At 71.4% G+C, this 17,608-nt stretch carries 11 protein-coding genes; 9 read left to right on the plus strand and 2 right to left on the minus strand.

Annotated features, from left to right (window positions below; translation table 11 throughout):
* A complete protein-coding gene (locus tag OHA21_RS51125) occupies nt 1–1,947 on the minus strand; it encodes a DUF2264 domain-containing protein (RefSeq protein WP_328468195.1) in 1,947 nt (648 codons plus the stop codon).
* Nucleotides 1,948–2,174: 227 nt separating this feature from the next.
* Here OHA21_RS51125 and OHA21_RS51130 point away from each other — a divergent pair, with 227 nt between their 5' ends.
* Entirely contained in the window at nt 2,175–4,007 is a 1,833-nt protein-coding gene (locus OHA21_RS51130) for a heparinase II/III family protein (protein ID WP_328468197.1), read from the plus strand.
* On the plus strand, nt 4,004–5,089 hold the full coding sequence (locus tag OHA21_RS51135) for a substrate-binding domain-containing protein (protein ID WP_328468199.1): 1,086 nt from the start codon (nt 4,004–4,006) through the stop codon (nt 5,087–5,089). The genes OHA21_RS51130 and OHA21_RS51135 overlap by 4 nt, the downstream gene beginning before the upstream one ends.
* A 1,104-nt stretch (nt 5,090–6,193) precedes the next feature.
* On the opposite strand, the gene OHA21_RS51140 is transcribed toward OHA21_RS51135, so the two are convergent.
* Complete coding sequence (locus tag OHA21_RS51140) at nt 6,194–7,216, minus strand: LacI family DNA-binding transcriptional regulator (RefSeq protein WP_328468201.1); 1,023 nt, start codon at nt 7,214–7,216, stop codon at nt 6,194–6,196.
* A 167-nt stretch (nt 7,217–7,383) separates the two neighbouring features.
* Here OHA21_RS51140 and OHA21_RS51145 point away from each other — a divergent pair, with 167 nt between their 5' ends.
* The 7 genes from OHA21_RS51145 to OHA21_RS51175 all read left to right on the plus strand — a co-directional run bounded on the left by OHA21_RS51145 (nt 7,384) and on the right by OHA21_RS51175 (nt 17,530).
* On the plus strand, nt 7,384–8,682 hold the full coding sequence (locus tag OHA21_RS51145; RefSeq protein WP_328468203.1) for an extracellular solute-binding protein: 1,299 nt from the start codon (nt 7,384–7,386) through the stop codon (nt 8,680–8,682).
* 8 nt (nt 8,683–8,690) lie between these two features.
* Entirely contained in the window at nt 8,691–9,650 is a 960-nt protein-coding gene (locus tag OHA21_RS51150) for a carbohydrate ABC transporter permease (RefSeq protein ID WP_328468205.1), read from the plus strand.
* Nucleotides 9,647–10,477 (plus strand): carbohydrate ABC transporter permease, encoded by an 831-nt coding sequence (locus OHA21_RS51155; protein WP_328468207.1) that lies wholly within the window; start codon nt 9,647–9,649, stop codon nt 10,475–10,477. The genes OHA21_RS51150 and OHA21_RS51155 overlap by 4 nt, the downstream gene beginning before the upstream one ends.
* A 12-nt stretch (nt 10,478–10,489) precedes the next feature.
* Nucleotides 10,490–11,722: an ABC transporter ATP-binding protein gene (locus tag OHA21_RS51160; protein ID WP_328468209.1), complete on the plus strand. Its 1,233-nt coding sequence runs from the start codon at nt 10,490–10,492 to the stop codon at nt 11,720–11,722.
* Nucleotides 11,712–13,262, plus strand: a complete 1,551-nt coding sequence (locus tag OHA21_RS51165; protein WP_328468211.1) for a glycoside hydrolase family 13 protein — start codon at nt 11,712–11,714, stop codon at nt 13,260–13,262. Before OHA21_RS51160 ends, OHA21_RS51165 begins: the two co-directional genes overlap by 11 nt.
* A 237-nt stretch (nt 13,263–13,499) precedes the next feature.
* Nucleotides 13,500–14,879, plus strand: a complete 1,380-nt coding sequence (locus OHA21_RS51170; RefSeq protein ID WP_328468213.1) for a cellulase family glycosylhydrolase — start codon at nt 13,500–13,502, stop codon at nt 14,877–14,879.
* A 461-nt stretch (nt 14,880–15,340) separates the two neighbouring features.
* On the plus strand, nt 15,341–17,530 hold the full coding sequence (locus OHA21_RS51175) for a molybdopterin oxidoreductase family protein (protein WP_328468215.1): 2,190 nt from the start codon (nt 15,341–15,343) through the stop codon (nt 17,528–17,530).
* The last annotated feature ends 78 nt before the right edge of the window (nt 17,531–17,608 follow it).

The following is a 17,608-nucleotide window of genomic DNA, read 5'->3' on the forward strand; positions in this document are numbered from 1 at the left end:
CTACTCCTTGGTTATCAGTGCCCGGGGGACGGGCCCGGGCTGCGGTGTGTCGATGCGGGTGCGGGTGCGGACGCCGTCAGGCCAGGTGACCAGGGCGTCGCGCCCGTTGAACTCGGCCCGGCACGGCCCGGGACCGGTGGCGCCGCCGGTGAGCTCGGCCAGCACGGCCGTCCACACGCCGGGGCGGACCGGCTGATCGAGCCACGGCACCCGGACCGGATCGCCGAGCGGGCCGGCGCCGGAGTACGTCTCCAGCCCGGCGGCCGGGTCACCGGCCTGGTCGGCGGTGACCAGCCGGGAGGTGAGCCGTCCGCCGGTGACGGTCACCGCGCCGGGCAGCACGGTGGACGGGCCTGCCCCCGCGACGGGCCAGCCGCTGAACCGGAGCGTCACCGCGGCCGGGCCGACCCGGTCGGCGCGGGCCAGCCGCACCTCCCAGGGGCCGCGGACCAGCGAGAGGACGGTGAGGTGACCGGCCTGCCGGGACTCGCCGGTGCGGCCGCCGCCGTGGTCGGGCTGCGGCGGGCCGGGCTCGACCCAGCGGGCCGGCCCGGTCGAACCGGCCACGCCGACCGGTGTCCCGTCGTCGTCGGTCCGGATGGTGAGCGTGCGCATCCCGGTGCGATGGGTGCGGCGGCCGTCGGCGTCGACCAGGGTCACCGACATGTCGGCCGGCTCGGTCCAGCCCTGCTCGGTGAGCACCGGCGCGGTCGCTGTGGAGTAGCCGAGGCGGGCGTAGAGCGGGGAGTCCGCGCTGGTGGAACCTTCGACGGCGTGGTCGGTGCCGTGGTTCAGGACGCGGACTATGCCGTCGTCACGCGTACCGGAAAGGATCCAGCCGGGGGCGCGCAGAGCGCGCAGGGTGTCGCCGGCCTCGACCGGCAGGGGTTCGGGTTGCGCGGTCCAGACCGGATGGCCGGCCGGCAGGGCGATGCCGAGCAGACCCTTGCCGGCCCAGTACGGCGAGCCGGGACCCGAGTAGGACTGGGCGAGCTTCGGCCAGCGGTGATGCCAGCCGAGGTTGAGCAGACCGTCGTGGTCGGGCACGCCGTTCCTGGTGAAGTGGCCGACGACCCGGGTGGCCGCGTGCCGCAGCAGGCCGGGCCGCACCGACGGCACCCCGGCCAGGGCGCCGATCCAGAACGGGGCCGCGGCGGCGAAGCGGTAGATCAGGCTGCGGCCCTGGATCAGCGGTGACCCGTCCGCGCCGATCAGCGCCACGGCGTCCTGCAGGTATCGGTCGAGCTCGGCGACGTCCTGGTCGCGTCGGGCGGCAGCCAGGTCGGCGGCGCCGGCCATCCGCGCCCACAGCGTGGGGTAGAGGTGCAGCGCCCAGCCGGCGTAGTGGTCGTAGGCGCGCTCGGGACCGTCGGCCAGCCAGCCGCCGGCCCGCCGGAACGTGTCGTGCGTGGCCAGGTCCTCGGCCATCTCGGTGAGCGAGTGCGGACCGCCGACCGAGCGCAGGAAGGTCTGCACGACCAGGCGGAACCAGACCCAGTTGATCCGCGGATAGGTGTCGTCGCCGACCGCGGGCGCCAGGTAGTCCACCACCCGCTCCTGCACGGACGGGGTGAGACGGTCCCAGATCCAGGGGCGGGTCAGGTCCAGGATCAGCGCCAGCGAGGCGGCCTCGACCTTGGCCTGCGAATGCTCGTCGAGGCGGACCCAGCGGTCGGGGGCGGCCGGGTCGGTGCCGGTGGCGATGCCGGTCGCATACCAGTCGGCGAGCGCCTCCGTGTCGCCGGGCGAACCGGCGATGCGGAAGCCGGCGATCAGGAACGTGCGGGCGAAACCCTCCAGGCCGTCGACGTCGTGGCCGTAGCCGCCGGCCGGGCCCGGTGGGGTGATGCGGGCGTGGCCGGGGGAGGCGTGCTGTCGTGCGGCGATGAGGAGGCGGTCGGCGAGCCGCAGCCAGTCGTCGCGGCTCTGCAGGGGGATGTCGGGCACGCGTCACGCTCCGAGGGGTGGTGAACGGCTCCGGTTTCGGGAAAGTTAAACGCTCACAATCAATCATGTCAATGCCAAGACCGAACCCGTTCGATCAGAAGCAATCTTTCCGGTTCCACCTGCTCATATGCCTCCGTGAAGGCCAATATGGACCGACGGTCAGCTTGTGCCGACGCTAATCGAACGATCTAATACGATCAGATCCGATCATCGCGGGAGGTGCTCGAGTGCTGTCCGGTCCGCTCTCCGCTGCCTGGCCACCACTCACGCCGGAGCTGCTGCGCCCGCCGGAGGACTGCCTGCCGGTTCCACCGGCCCGGGACCGCGGCGTCTGGGCCGCCGTGCAGCTGCCCGGGCTGCGGGAGCGGGCGGCAGCCGACCGGCGCGCGCCCTGGCCGGTCCCGCTCGCCAGCGGCTACGCCCGCTACTTCCGCGACGGCGACCGGGATGCGTACGAGCAGGTGGTCTTCGCCCGCCAGCAGCGGCTCAGCCGCGCGGCGGTCCTGGCTGCCGTCACCCTCGGTGAGGACTGGATCGACGACGTGGCCGACGGCGTGACCCTGCTCTGCGAGCAGAGCACCTGGTGCTGGCCGGCGCACGACGACACGTACCGGCGGCACGGCTCGGTCCTGCCCACCATCACCGACCCCTACCTCGACCTGGGCGCCGGCGAGGTCGCCGCGCAACTGGCCTGGATCGACCACCTGCTCGGCGAGCAGCTCGCCACGCGGGTGCCCGGCCTGCGCGAGCGGATCCGCTACGAGGTGGATCGCCGCGTGCTGACGCCGTTCGTCACGCGGCGTGACTGGCATTGGCTCGGCCTCGACGGCGACGTGCACAACTGGAGCCCGTGGATCCAGGGCAACGTCCTGGTCGCGGCGCTGCGGCTGGAAACCGATGCGGCGCGGCGCACGGCGCTGATCGACCTGACGGTCGCAGGGCTGGATCGGTACGCGGACGCGCTGCCCGCCGACGGCGCGATCGATGAGGGCTACGGCTACTGGTGGAACGGCGCCTGCCGGCTGCTCGAGGCGGCGGACGTTCTGGCGTACGCAACCAGGGGTGTGATGGGTGACCTGCCTGCCGGGCCGCTGTGGCAGACGGTGTCCTTCCCGCACCGGATGCACCTCGGCGGGCCCTGGCACCTGAACCACGCGGACAGCTCGGCCCGCCCCTCGCCGGACCTGCCGTGGGCCGCCCTGCACCGCGCCGCCCGGCGCGTCGGCGACCGGGACGCCGAGGCGTACGCGGCCGCGCACCACCGCCCACCTCACGAGAACGAAGGCCTCGGCCGGCTGCTGCGGGCGCTGACCGACCCGGCGTGGCTGGCCGCGGAACCGGGCCCGGCCCCGCTGCCGCGAGAGGTGTGGCTCTCATCGACACAGGTGCTGGTGGCCCGTCCCGAAGCGGGCAGCGCGGCCGGACTGACCCTCGCCGTCAAGGGCGGGCACAACGGGGAGCACCACAACCACGACGACGTGGGCAGCGTGGTGGTCGCGGTCGACGGGGCGCCGGTGCTGGTCGACGCGGGGCGGCCGACCTACACCGCGCAGACGTTCGGGCCGGACCGCTACCGGATCTGGACGATGCGCAGCGACTGGCACAACGTGCCGACGATCCGGGGCACCCTGCAGGGGCACGGCCGGGAGTACGCGGCGCGGTCCGTGCGAGCCGGCGACGACGGGATGGTGCTGGACCTGGCCGGGGCGTACCCGCGTACCGATGTGCGCTCCTGGCTGCGCACCACCCGGCTGGACCGGGCCACCGGCCGGGTGACCGTGCGCGACGCCTGGCTGCTGGACCCGGCCGACGACCCCGAACCGACCGTGCTGCACCTGCTGCTCGCCGGGCCGGTCACGCTCGGCGCGGGCCGGGCGGACGTCGCCGGCGTTCTGCGCCTCACCTGGAACCCGCCGGTTCCCGCCGGGCTGGTGATCCGCGAGCTCGGCGACCCGCTGCTGCGCGAGGTCTGGGGCCCCCGGCTGACCAGGCTGGACATCGACGTCACGGCGCTCGGCCCGATCGGTAGTCTCGAACTGACGTGTGAGGAGCACCGGTGAGCACTTCGGAACAACGCGGGCCCCTGCAGGCCGCCCGCCAGGCCCGGCTGCTCGAGGTGCTGCAGCGCGACGGGGTGCTCCGGGTCTCCGACCTGACCGAGACGCTCGGCTCGTCGGCCGTCACCATCCGCCGCGACATCGCCCAGCTCGCCGCCGAAGGCCTGGTCCGCCGCGTGCACGGTGGGGTCACCCTGCCCAGCACCGACGACGTCCCGGAGCCCTCGCCCGGCCGGTCGCTGGGCATGCTGGTGCCGTCGCTCGACTACTACTGGCCGCACGTGGCACAGGGGGCCGAGGAGGCCGCCCGGGAACTGGACATGCGGGTGGTTCTGCGGGGTTCGTCGTACGAGACCGAGAACGACCGCCCGCAACTGGCCCGGCTGCTGGACCAGCAGGGGGTGGACGCCCTGGTGGTGGCCCCCCGGATGGACGCCCCGACAGCGCAGGCCACGATCGACTGGCTGGCCGGCACCGGCATCCCGGTCGTCCTGCTGGAACGCACCGCCGCCGCCGGCCCGCACCACGCCGCCATGGAATCGGTCGTCACCGACCACGCGCTGGGCGCCGCGATGGCCGTGCGCCACCTGGCCTCACTCGGCCACCGCCGGGTCGGCCTGGTGCTGGCCGAGAACAGCCCGACCGGACCCCACGTACGCCGAGGCTGGCAGGAAGCGGTCACCGACTGCGGCCTCTCCGCCACGACGGTCGACGCCCGCGTCCCCGACGCCCGGCTGCCGTCGTGCCAGGCCGCCCTCGACGCCGTCCTCGACCAGGCCCTGGCCGGCGGGACGACCGCCCTGCTGGTGCATGCCGACGCCGAGGCCATCGCCCTGGTCCAGCGCTGCGAGGAACGCCACCTGACCGTCCCCGGCGACCTGTCCGTCGTCGCCTACGACGACGAGGTCGCCGGCATGTCCAGCCCACCCCTCACCGCCGTACGCCCCCCGCGCCGCTCCATCGGCCGCGCCGCAGTCCGCCTCGTCGCCGACCGCCTCGCCGACCCCGGCCGCCCCGCCCACCGCATCGTCATAAGCCCAGCCCTGCGCATCCGCGGCTCTTCCGCCCCACCCTCCACCCCGTAGCCCTCACCCGACCGAGCCACCGCCCGCACCACAACCTCTCCCCAAACCTGCCCCGCGCCGGCCCCTGCCCAGCCGCCGCCCTCCGCCGCCCGCGTCCTCCTCCCTCCGCCGCCCGCGCCCGCCGCCCTCCGCCGTCCGCGTCCGCGTCCGCCGTCCGCGCCCGCCGTCCGCCGTCCGCGCCCGCCGTCCGCGCCCGCCGTCCGCCGTCCGCCGTCCGCCCCAAGGCTCCAACGCCACCGATGTCGATCTTGGGCCAGCAATGACCTCGCATATCTACACGCGTGGCAGATCTCCGAAGATCGACGGAAGCAAGACGACGTGGGTCTGGCTGGCCGTGAGGGCTGTTTGGAGCCGGTTGAGACAGCACTGAGCGCCAGCCAGGTGGGTCTGGCTGGTCGTCAGGGCTGTCCCAACGCGCTGGAAACAGCCCTTGGAGCCAGCCAGCCAAGATCGACGCCCGTCGGCAGCGCTCGTATCCCGGAGCACGGCAGCATTACCTGCCTGCGCGGCGGCTGGCTCGAGCGAGCCGTCGGTGGCGCATGTTTCGGGGCGGTTGTTGCGTGTCTGGGTGGCGGCTGGCTCGAGCGAGCCGTCGCTGGCGCATGCTCCAGGGCGGTTTTGCATGTCTGGGTGGCGGCTGGCTCGAGCGAGCCGTCGGTGGCGCATGTTTCGGGGCGGTTGTTGCGTGTCTGGGCGGCGGCTGGCTCGAGCGAGCCGTCGGTGGCGCATGTTTCAGGGCGGTTGTTGCGTGTCTGGGCGGCGGCTGGCTCGAGCGAGCCGTCGGTGGCGCACGTTTCGGGGTGGTTGTTGCATGTCTGAGCGACGGCTGGGTCCGGTGAGCGTCGGTGGCGCACGTTTCAGGGTGGCTGTGGGTGGAGGGTGGGCGGTGCTGGCGGGTGGGAGTGAGTCGGTGGCGCTGGTCGGGGTGGCTGCGGGTGGAGGGTGGGCGGCGCTGGAGGGCAGGAGTGAAGCGTCGGCTGGCCTGGGTGACCAGGAGGGTGAGCCCGGCGGTCGCGGTGGGGCCCGGTGTAACGCCTGGCTCGCGGGGACTCCGGGGACGGGGTCGGCTCCGGTAGGGCGATGCGGACCCGTACCGGTGAGGGTCTAAGGCCGGCGGCGCGGCGGGCCGGTCGAGCCGCGGATGACCAGGCGGGTTCCGACGGTGATGCCGGCGGTGATGTCCGAACCGCTGAGCAGGGACAGGACCATGCGGCCGGCCAGGGCGCCCTGTTCGCGGACGGGCTGGGCGACCGTGGTGAGGTCGGTGAGTTCGGCGAGGGGGTGGTCGTCGATGCCGGCGACCGAGACGTCGCGGGGGACGCTGAGGCCGGCCCGGCGCAGGGTGCGGATGGCGCCGAGGGCCACCTCGTCGGAGTGGGCGTAGACGGCGGTCGGGGGCTCGCGCAGGCCGAGGAGCTGGGCCATCGCGTCGGCGCCGGCGGCGCCGCCCCAGGGGACCTCGACGATCAGGCGGGGGTCGACCGGGATGCCGGCGTCGGTCAGGGCGTCGTGGTACGCGCGGGTGCGGCCGTGGATGGCCGGCCAGCCGGGCTCGGAGGGGTCCTCGGTGGCGATCATGCCGATCCGGCGGTGGCCCAGGAAGATCAGGTGGTCGACGGCGCGGCGGCCGGCGGCGTGGTCGTCGACGGAGACTGACGGGTAGCTCTCCACCTGGCCGCCGGCGGCGACGATGTGGACGCCCATCAGGCCGAGGCGTTCGCGTTCCGGTTCGGCGACCGGCATGCCGAGCACCACGACCGCGTCGACCTTGCGGCGGGCCGGGAGTCGCTGGAAGAACGCGCGCCGGTCGTCGGCGTCGCCGACGTGGTAGAGCAGGACGTCCAGGTCGGCCTCGCGCAGCACCGCCTCCAGGCCTTCGAGCAGGGAGGCGAAGAACCAGCGGGAGATGTGCGGGACGACGACGGCGACCCGTCCGGTGGTGCCGCCGGCCAGCCGGGAGGCCTCCGGCGAGATCACATAGGACAGGTGCTCGGCGGCGGCCAGCACGCGGGCGCGCGTCGCCGGGGCCACGTGCGGGTGATCGCTGAGAGCGCGTGACGCCGTCGCCATCGACACCCCTGCGCGCCGGGCGACGTCGGCCATGTTGACCTTCGCGGACGTCGGCACCTCCCGAGGGTAGCAATCTGGAAGCGCTTCCAGATCGAGATTCGCAACTCGAGAACGCTGTTTTCCAGACTACGCGGATCGCCTTGACATGAGATCTAGATCACATGAGTGTGAATTTGTTGTAAGCGATTTCAGTACGCCGCCTTCATCGACGAAGGGATGGCACCGTGCCCAGACGACGGATCCGCACCGCGGCTGTCACCTCACTTACCCTCTTTGCCGCGGCGCTCACCGGATGTGGTGGCGGCGACGGCGGTTCCACGACTCTGAGCTACTTCATCGCCGACGGTCCGCAGCAGGACGTCGCCGAGCGGTGCGCGGCCGAGTCCGGTGGGGCCTACGACTTCAACATCCAGCGGCTCCCGAACACCGCGGCCGGTGGCCGGGAGCAGTTGCTGCGCCGGCTCGCTGCCGAGGACCGCTCGCTGGACATCGTCAGCGTCGACCCGCCCTACATGGCGGAGTTCGCCAATGCTGGATTCCTGCGGCAGTTCACCGACGCCGAGCGGCAGGAATTCTCCGAGGGGATCCTGAAGGGACCGCTCGAGCAGTCGCTGTTCCGCGACGCCATGTGGTCTGCGCCGCTGTACGGCAACACCCAACTGCTCTGGTACCGGAAGTCGGTCCTGCAGAAGGCCGGCGTCGACCCGGCCGCCGGGCCGGTCACCTGGGACCAGCTGATCCAGGGCGCGACCAAGGCCGGGGTCACCCTGGCCGGCCAGGGCCGCCGCAACGAGAGCCTGATGGTCTGGGTGAACGCGCTGGTCGCCTCGGCCGGCGGGTCGATCCTGGCCGAGGGCTCACAGAACGTACCCGCTGATCAGGTCCAGGGAGAGCTGGACAGCGAGGCCGGTGCCGCCGCGGTGAAGATCATGCACGATCTGGCCGTCTCGCCGGCCGCGCCGGCCGGCTTCACCACCGCCGGCGAGGAGGACTCGCGGGCCGCGTTCCAGGCCGGCAACGGCGGTTTCATGGTCAATTGGCCGTACGTGTGGGCGGCCTTCGACACCGCGATCGAAGAGGGCTCGCTGCCACCGGACTTCAAGGACGATGTCGGCTGGGCGGCGTACCCGCGAGTCGAAGCGGGGACGCCGAGCGCCGCGCCGTCCGGCGGACTGGGCCTGTCGATCAGCGCGTTCAGCGACAAGCAGGACCTTGCCGTCGAGGCCATCCGCTGCCTCAGGACTGCGCAGAGCCAGAAGGAATTCATGATCAGCGCGGGCAACCCGGCGGCGCTCGGCGAGGTCTTCAACGATCCGGAGATCCGCGAGATGTTCCCGATGGCCGACCAGATCCGCGACGGGATGAACGAGGCGACCCCGCGGCCGGTCAGCCCGTACTACGGCGACGTCACCGGTTCCATCCAGGCCGGCTTCCACCCGCCGGACGACCTGAACCCGCAGACCACTCCCCGAGAGGCGAACCAGCTGCTCGAGGACGTCCTGTCCAACCGGCGACTGATCTAGGAGGGGCTGTGAGCATCACGACGTCCGCGGCCGCGGCCTCGCAAGACGCCCCGTCCGCCAAACCCGCCCGCCGTAAGGTCCGGCTCACCGACCGGTCCCGTCACGAACGCAACCTGGGCTGGCTGCTGGCCGGGCCCGCGTTCATCGTCATGGTGGCGGTGACCGGCTATCCGATCCTGAACGCGATCTGGCTGTCCCTGTTCGACTACCGGCTGACCGACCCGAGCGGCCGTGAGTTCATCGGCCTGAGCAACTACGGCATGATCTTGACCGACGGGCTGTTCTGGCAGCAGTTCGGCATCACCACGTTCATCACCGTCGTCACGGTCGCGGTGGAACTGGTGCTCGGGTTCGCGCTGGCCATGGTGATGCACCGGGCGCTGTACCTGCGTACCCCGCTGCGGACCGCCATCCTGGTGCCGTACGGGATCATCACCGTGGTCTCCGCGTACGCCTGGGCCTACGCCTTCAGCAATACGTACGGCTTCGTCAACCCGATGCTCGGGCTCGGTGAGTTCGACTGGTTCGGCGGCACGTGGTCGGCCCTGTTCGCGGTCTGCGTCGCGGAGATCTGGAAGACCACGCCGTTCATGTCGCTGCTGCTGCTCGCCGGTCTGGCGCAGATCCCCGACGACTACCTGGAAGCGGCGAAGGTCGACGGCGCCAAGGCGTGGCAGCGCGTCAAGCGGGTCATCCTGCCGAACATGAAGGCCGCCATCATGGTGGCGCTGCTGTTCCGCACGCTGGACGCGTTCCGGATCTTCGACAGCATCTTCATCATGACCGCCGGTGCGCAGAACACCGAGACGCTGTCCTTCCTGGCCTATCGGCAGACGATCAGCCGGGTCATGATCGGCCTCGGCTCGGCGGTCAGTGTCATCCTCGCGATCCTCGTCGTCCTCATCGCGTTCCTGTTCCTCAAGGTGTTCAAGACCGACCTGTCGCAGACGAGGGGGGATCGCAAGTGAAGGCCAGCCGTCAGGTCCAGATCGCTTGGGTGGTCGGGGCGCTGCTCGTCATCGCGTACGCGATCATCCCGGTCTTCTGGATCGTCTCGCTCTCCTTCAAGGAGGGTGACGACATCACCAACAACTCGTTCCTGCCGACCGTGTGGAGCTGGGAGAACTACCGTACGGTGTTCGCCTCCGACCTGTTCACCACGGCGCTGCGCAACTCGGTCGGGATGGCGCTGATCGCCACCACGATCTCGGTGATCCTGGCGACGCTCGCCGCGTACGCCATCTCCCGCCTGGAGTTCCCGGGCAAGCGCGCGGTCCTCGGGGTGGCCCTGGCGATCACCGTCTTCCCGGTGATCGCGATCGCCACGCCGCTGTTCAACCTGTGGCGCACCATCGGCCTCTACGACACGTGGCTCGGCCTGATCATCCCGTACCTCTCCTATTCGCTGCCGCTCGCGGTCTACGTGCTAGCCGCGTTCTTCCGGGAGATCCCCTGGGAGATGGAGCAGGCCGCGCAGGTCGACGGCGCCACCGCCTGGCAGGCGTTCCGCCGGGTGATCGTCCCGCTGGCCGCGCCCGGTGTCTTCACCGCGGCGATCCTGACCTTCTTCGCGGTGTGGAACGACTTCATCTTCGGCATCACCCTGACCTCCAGCGAGGCGGCCCGGCCGGTGCCCGCGGCGCTGGCGTTCTTCCAGGGCGCCTCGCAGTTCTCTCAGCCGACCGCGCCGATCGCGGCCGCCGCAGTGGTGGTCACCATCCCGGTCGTCATCCTCGTCCTGCTCTTCCAACGCAAGATCGTGGCCGGCCTGACGTCCGGCGCCGTCAAGGGCTGAAAGGGACCCGCTATGGCTGCCATCGAGATGCGCAACATCGTGAAGGAGTACGGCGACGGCTTCAAAGCCGTCAACGACGTCAGCCTCGACATCGCCGACGGCGAGTTCATGATCCTGGTCGGCCCGTCCGGGTGCGGCAAGTCGACGCTGCTCCGCATGATCGTCGGTCTGGAGGACATCACCTCCGGCGACATGGTGATCGGCGGTGACCGGGTCAACGAGAAGGCGCCCCGGGACCGCAACCTGTCCATGGTGTTCCAGAACTACGCGCTCTACCCGCACCTGACCGTCTTCGAGAACATCGCCTTCCCGCTGCGCCTGCAGAAGGGGCTCAAGGAGGACGAGATCCAGAAACGGGTACGCGACGCGGCCGCGATGCTCGAGCTCAACGAGCATCTGGACCGCAAGCCGGCCAACCTCTCCGGCGGGCAGCGGCAGCGGGTCGCCATGGGCCGGGCCATCGTGCGGCAGGTCAACGCGTTCCTCTTCGACGAGCCGCTGTCCAACCTCGACGCGAAACTGCGCGGGCAGATGCGTACCGAGATCTCCCGGATGCAGCGCCGGCTGGGCACCACCACGGTGTACGTCACGCACGACCAGACCGAGGCGATGACGCTGGGCGACCGGGTGGCGGTGCTGCGCCGCGGCCTGCTGCAGCAGGTGGCGTCCCCCCGGGAGCTGTACGAGCAGCCGGTCAACATGTTCGTCGCCGGCTTCATCGGTTCCCCGCCGATGAACTTCCTGCCCGCGACGGTCGAGGGCGGCCGGCTGAAGCTGCCGTTCCTGGAGACCGACGTTCCCGCCGTGGCGGCCGACAAGGTCAGCGACGGGCAGTTGCTGATCGCCGGGATCCGGCCGGAGCACTTCGAGGACGCCCGGGCGCTGGACGACACGAAACGGGCGAAGGGCACCCTGTTCCGGGCCCGGGTGGACGTCACCGAGTGGCTCGGGGACTCGCAGTACGCGTACATCCCGTTCGAGTCGAACCCGGAGGTGGCCCAGCAGCTCGCCGACCTGGCCGCCGAACTGGACAGCGAGGCGCTGCGCAGCCAGCTGATCGTCTCGATCGACGCGATGAGCCGGCTGCGGGAGAACCACGAGGGCGAGTTCTGGGTGGACACCAGCCGGATCCACCTGTTCGAACCGCGCAGCGGCGAGAACCTGACCCGGGACGAGGCCGCCGCGGCCGACCTGGCCCAGTTCGAACAGGAGGAGCTGCGCGAGCGGATGGACCATGCCCGGTGAGTGGTGGCGCAGCGCCGTCATCTACCAGGTGTACGTGTGGAGTTTCGCGGACTCCGACGGCGACGGGATCGGCGACCTGCCGGGTGTCCGGTCCCGCCTGCCGTACCTGCGTGACCTGGGGATCGACGCGGTCTGGCTGAACCCGTTCTACCCGTCGCCGCAGGCCGACAACGGGTACGACGTCGCCGACTACCGGGACGTGGACCCGCGGTTCGGCACCCTGGACGACGCGGCCGCGCTGATCCGTGACGCCCACGACCTGGGCCTGCGGATCATCCTCGACCTGGTGCCGAACCACACCTCCGACATGCACCCCTGGTTCGTCGAGGCGCTGGCCGCGCCACCCGGCAGCCGGGAGCGGGCCCGCTACCTGTTCCGCGACGGTGGCGACCTGCCCCCGAACAACTGGATCAGCATGTTCGGCGGCCGCGCCTGGACCCGCGTCGACTCCCAGTGGTACCTGCACCTGTTCGCCCCGGAACAGCCCGACCTGGACTGGACCAACGGGGAGGTGCGTGCCGAGTTCGAGGACATCCTGCGGTTCTGGTTCGACCTGGGCGCCGACGGGTTCCGCATCGACGTGGCGCACGGGCTGGCCAAGGACCCGCAGATGCCGGATCTGGGGGAGCGGCAGATCGCGACCGGCCCGGCGCCGGAGGGGCACCCGCACTGGGACCTCGACGAGGTGCACGACGTCTACCGGTCCTGGCGGGCGCTGGCCGACAGCTATCCGGGCGACCGGGTCTTCGTCGGTGAGGTGTGGGTGCAGAGCCTCAGCCGGCTCGCCCGGTACCTGCACCCGGACGAGCTGCACACCGCCTTCAACTTCACCTTTCTGCTGGCGCCGTGGTCGGCCGGGGCGCTGCGGGCGGCGATCGACGACAGCATCGGCTACCTGTCGGTGGTGGGCGCCCCGGCGACCTGGGTGCTCTCCAACCACGACGTGGTCCGGCATGTCACCCGGTACGGCGGCGGGGCGCTCGGCTATCGGCGGGCGCGGGCCGCGGCGCTGCTGATGCTCGCGCTGCCGGGTGGGGCGTACGTCTACCAGGGCGAGGAGCTCGGTCTGCCGGAGGTGACGGACCTGCCCGACGAGGTGCGGCGGGACCCGACCTTCGCCCGCAGCGGGGGAGCGGACCCGGGGCGGGACGGCTGCCGGGTGCCGTTGCCGTGGTCCGGCACGTCGCCGTCGTACGGCTTCGGGCCGGGCGCCGCGTCCTGGCTGCCGCAGCCGGCGGAGTGGGCCCGGCTCAGCGTCGAGCAGCAGACCGGCGACCCGGACTCGATGCTCACGCTCTACCGCTCGGCGCTGCGACTGCGCAAGGAGCTCGGGGACGACGGGATGACCTGGCTGGCCAGCGGCGACGACGTGCTGGCCTTCCGCCGTGGCCCGGGTTTCGTCTGCGTGGTCAACGTGGGCGACGACCCGGCGGTACTGCCGGCCGAGGTCCGCGGCGGCACGCTGCTGCTGGCCAGCGGTCCGGCCCTGGCCGGCGACACTCTCCCGGGGGCCACGGCGGCCTGGTACGCCGTGGAGTAAGAGGTCGATTTCATCCCGTAACCTCAGGAGCGGCGCCAAGAGCCCGATTCCGGCGGAAGGGTTGCCAAATCGCTCACCATCCAAGATCATGGATGGTGCGTGCCCGTCCCGGTTCCCCCGTGCCCGGACGGGCACGCCCTTTCTCCCGGCACATTGCCATCCCGTTAACGACGTGAGTCAATGGATGCGCGCTTGAATGGGAGCGCTCCCAAGAGTCCCCCGTCTTGAGGTAGGTCAATGAAACGCCGACTCGCCACCCTCGGCGCCGCGCTGCTCGCGGCCGCCGCAGCCGTCCTCTTCCACGTCGCCCCCGCGTACGCCGCCACCGGCCTGCACGTGTCCGGCACCGACATCGTGGAGGCCAACGGCCAGAAGTTCGTGATGCGCGGCATCAACCACATGCACACCTGGTACACCGGCCAGACCAACTCGTTCGCCGACATCAAGGCGGCCGGCGCCAACACCGTACGGGTCGTGCTCAGCGGCGGCCGGTGGACCGCGAACAGCGCCGCCGACGTCACCAACGTGATCAACCTGTGTAAGGCGAACAAGCTGATCTGCGTGCTGGAGAACCACGACACCACCGGGTACGGCGAGGACGCCGCGGCGTACAGCCTGGACCAGGCGGCGGACTACTGGATCGGGCTCAAGAGCGTGCTCGCCGGCCAGGAGGACTACGTCGTCATCAACATCGGCAACGAGCCGATCGGCAACACCAACGCCGGCCAGTGGACCGCCGCGACCGTCGCCGCCATCCAGAAGATGCGCACCAACGGCTTCGAGCACCTGCTCATGATCGACGCGCCGAACTGGGGCCAGGACTGGCAGTACGTCATGCGCGACAACGCCCAGGCGGTCCTGGACGCCGACACCCGCGACAACACGGTGCTCTCCATCCACATGTACGCGGTGTTCAACACCGCCGCGTCCATCACCGCCTACCTCGACCACTTCGAGAGCCGCGGCTGGCCGCTGGTGATCGGCGAGTTCGGCTGGCGGTTCGACTCCAGCCAGGTCGACCACGAGACGATCCTGGCCGAGTCGGTCAAGCGGGATCTCGGCTATCTGGGCTGGTCGTGGGCCGGCAACACGGACCCGATCCTGGACATGGCCACCAACTTCAACCCGGCCCAGCTGACCACCTGGGGCGACCGCATCTTCAACGGCGTCAACGGGATCAAGGCCACCGCCAAGCAGGCCACGATCTTCGGGGGCTCCTCGTCCCCGTCGCCGAGCAACCCGTCCTCCCCGTCACCGAGCAACCCGCCGAGTGACCCGCCGCCGTCGTCGCCCAGCCCCAGCAGCCCGCCCACCGGCGCCTGCACCGCCACCTACGCGGTCACCGGCCAGTGGCCCGGCGGCTTCCAGGGCGAAGTCAAGATCACTGCGGGCAGCGCGGCGATCAACGGCTGGACCGTGACCTGGACCTACGCCAACGGCCAGACCGTCACCAGCCACTGGGGCTCGATCGTGACCAGCAGCGGCTCCACGGTCACCGCCCGCAACGCGAGCTGGAACGGCAGGCTCGCCGCCGGCGGCAGCGCCGCCTTCGGTTTCCTCGGCTCATGGACCGGAACCAACAGCAACCCCACGGTCAACTGCACAGCAACCCTTTGAGGTACGACCTACGCCGCCCCGCCGAACCGTGGCCGTTCCCGGGAGTCCGCGCGAGCCAGGCGCGGGTCCGGGCCACAGCGCGGCCGCCGGGCTGATGCAGGTGGCGGGCTGACCCCGGGGTCGCCGCCCGCCCGCTCGAACAGCATTGAGCGTCAGCCGGTTGGCCCGGCTGACGCCCACTGTCGTGTCGCGGGCGTTTTCACAGCGCTGGGCGTCAGCCGGTTGAACCGGCTGACGCCCAGCGTCGTGTTCCGGGCGTTCTGGCAGCGTTGGGGGTCAGCCGGACCCGAGGGTGAGCCCGGCGGTCGCCGGGCGGCCGGGAGTGGCTGCTTGGTCGCGCTGCACTCAGGGGACGGCGCTTGCTTCTGAGACAGTCGTCGCGCGTACCGGAAAGCTGGGAACCGATCATCGTGGATCCGTGACAGGATACTGGCGAGTAACCACCGAAGGTTGGGATCGCCATGCGCACCGCGTATCGGACCTGCCCGCTGTGCGAGGCCGCGTGCGGCCTGGAGCTCACCATCGCCGAAGGCGAGGTGGTCGCCGCGCGCGGCGACCGGGAGCATGTGTTCAGCCACGGCTTCGTGTGCCCGAAGGGCGCGACGTTCGGCCAGCTCTCCGGCGACCCGGACAGGCTGCGCAAACCCCTGGTGCGCCGCGACGGCCGGCATGTCGAGGTGGAGTGGGACGAGGCGTTCGCGGCGATCGAGGCCGGACTGAAACCGATCATCGAGCAGTACGGGCGGGACGCGGTCGGCGTCTACGTCGGCAATCCGAACGCCCACACCATGTCCGGCGGTCTCTACCTGACGCCGCTGCTCAAGGCGATCGGTAGCCGCAACATCTTCTCGGCCAGCACGGTCGACCAGATGCCCAAGCACGTGTCGTGCGGCTATCTGTACGGGCATCCGCTGTCCATCCCGGTGCCCGATGTGGATCGCACCGACCTGCTGCTGATGCTCGGTGCCAACCCCTGGGAGTCGAACGGCAGCCTGGCGACCGCGGCGGACTTCCCGGGCCGGCTCAAGGCGATCCAGGCGCGCGGCGGCCGGTTCATCGTGGTCGACCCGCGGCGGACCCGGACGGCCGAGCACGCCGACGAGCACCTGTTCATCCGGCCCGGCACGGACGCGTTCCTGCTGTTCGGGATCGTGCACACGCTGTTCGCCGAGGACCTGACCGACCTAGGCCGGCTCGCTGAGCACGTGACCGGGGTCGAGGAGGTGCGGGAGCTGGCGACGGCGTTCCCGGCGGAGCGGGTCGCGACGGTCTGCGACGTGCCGGCCGAGCGGATCCGCGGCCTGGCCCGCGAGCTGGCGGCCGCGCCGACCGCAGCGGTGTACGGGCGGATCGGCACCTGCACGGTCGAGTTCGGGACGCTGACCAGCTGGCTCGTCGACGTGGTGAACGTGCTCACCGGCAACCTGGACCGGCCCGGCGGGGTGATGTTCCCGCTGGCCCCGCACCTGCGGCCGAACAGCCGGCCGGGTGGTAGGGGGTTCGCGACCGGGCGGTGGCGCAGCCGGGTTCGCGGGCTGCCCGAGATCAAGGGTGAGCTGCCGGTGGCGGCGCTGGCCGAGGAGATCGAGACGCCGGGGGACGGGCAGATCCGGGCGTTCGTGACGGTGGCCGGCAACCCGGTGCTGTCCACGCCGAACAGCGCTCGGCTGGACCGGGCGCTCGGCGGGCTCGACTTCATGGTCAGCGTGGATCCGTACCTGAACGAGACCACCCGGCACGCCGACGTGGTGCTGCCGCCGGCCGACAGCACGCGCAAGGGGCACTACGACTTCGCGTTCCTGGCCCTGTCGGTGCGCAACTTCGCGGCGTACTCACCGCCGGTCCTCCCGGCCGACCCGGCCGGCATGGACGAGTGCGACATCCTGGCCCGGCTCATCCTGCTGGCCAGCGGCCGGGGTGCGAGTGCCGATCCGGCGCAGCTGCACGAGATGCTGCTCGCCGGGGCGCTCGAGAAGGCCGGCGCCGCCGGCAAACGCGATCAGGTCAGTGGGGACGGGCCGGCCGAGCGGCTCCTGGATGTGGCGTTGCGTGCCGGGGCGTACGGGGACGGCTTCGGCGCCCGGCCGGACGGGCTCTCCCTGGACCGGTTGCTGGCCAGCCCGCACGGCGTCGACCTGGGCCCGCTGCAGCCGCGCATCCCCGAGGTGCTGAAGACGCCCAGCGGCACGGTCGAACTCTTCGTGCCGGCGATCGGCGACGACGTCGCCCGGCTGCACGCCGCGCTGGACCGGCAGCGCGACGACCTGGTCCTGATCGGTCGCCGCCACCTGCGTTCCAACAACAGCTGGGGGCACAACGTGCCGGCCCTGGTGAAGGGCCGGGACCGGTGCACGCTGCAGGTGCACCCGCTGGACGCGGCCCGGCTGGTCCTGTCCGACGGCGACGAGGCGCAGGTGACCTCGCGGGCCGGCGGGCTGTCGGCGCGGGTCGAGGTCACCGACCGGGTGATGCCCGGCGTGGTGAGCCTGCCGCACGGGTGGGGCCACGACCTGCCGGGAACCCGGCTCGCGGTCGCGGCTGCCCACCCGGGCGTGAACTCGAACCTGCTCACCGACGAACTGGTGATCGACCCGCTCTCCGGCAACAGCGTCCTCAACGGCATCCCGGTCGAGGTGAAACCGGCCGGTTAGCCCGCGGTTCCGCTGGATGTGATCGCCGGCTCAGCTTGCGGTGTCGCTGGGGTGCTCGTCGGCTCAGCCTGCCGTGTC

Origin of the sequence: Actinoplanes sp. NBC_00393 (assembly GCF_036053395.1) — a bacterium.
GTDB lineage: Bacteria > Actinomycetota > Actinomycetes > Mycobacteriales > Micromonosporaceae > Actinoplanes.

Coding starts and splice junctions, on each gene's coding strand:
- OHA21_RS51175 (WP_328468215.1), top strand. CDS start 15,341: ATGCGCACCGCGTATCGGACCTGCCCGCTGTGCGAGGCCGCGTGCGGC.
- OHA21_RS51160 (WP_328468209.1), top strand. CDS start 10,490: ATGGCTGCCATCGAGATGCGCAACATCGTGAAGGAGTACGGCGACGGC.
- OHA21_RS51165 (WP_328468211.1), top strand. CDS start 11,712: ATGCCCGGTGAGTGGTGGCGCAGCGCCGTCATCTACCAGGTGTACGTG.
- OHA21_RS51170 (WP_328468213.1), top strand. CDS start 13,500: ATGAAACGCCGACTCGCCACCCTCGGCGCCGCGCTGCTCGCGGCCGCC.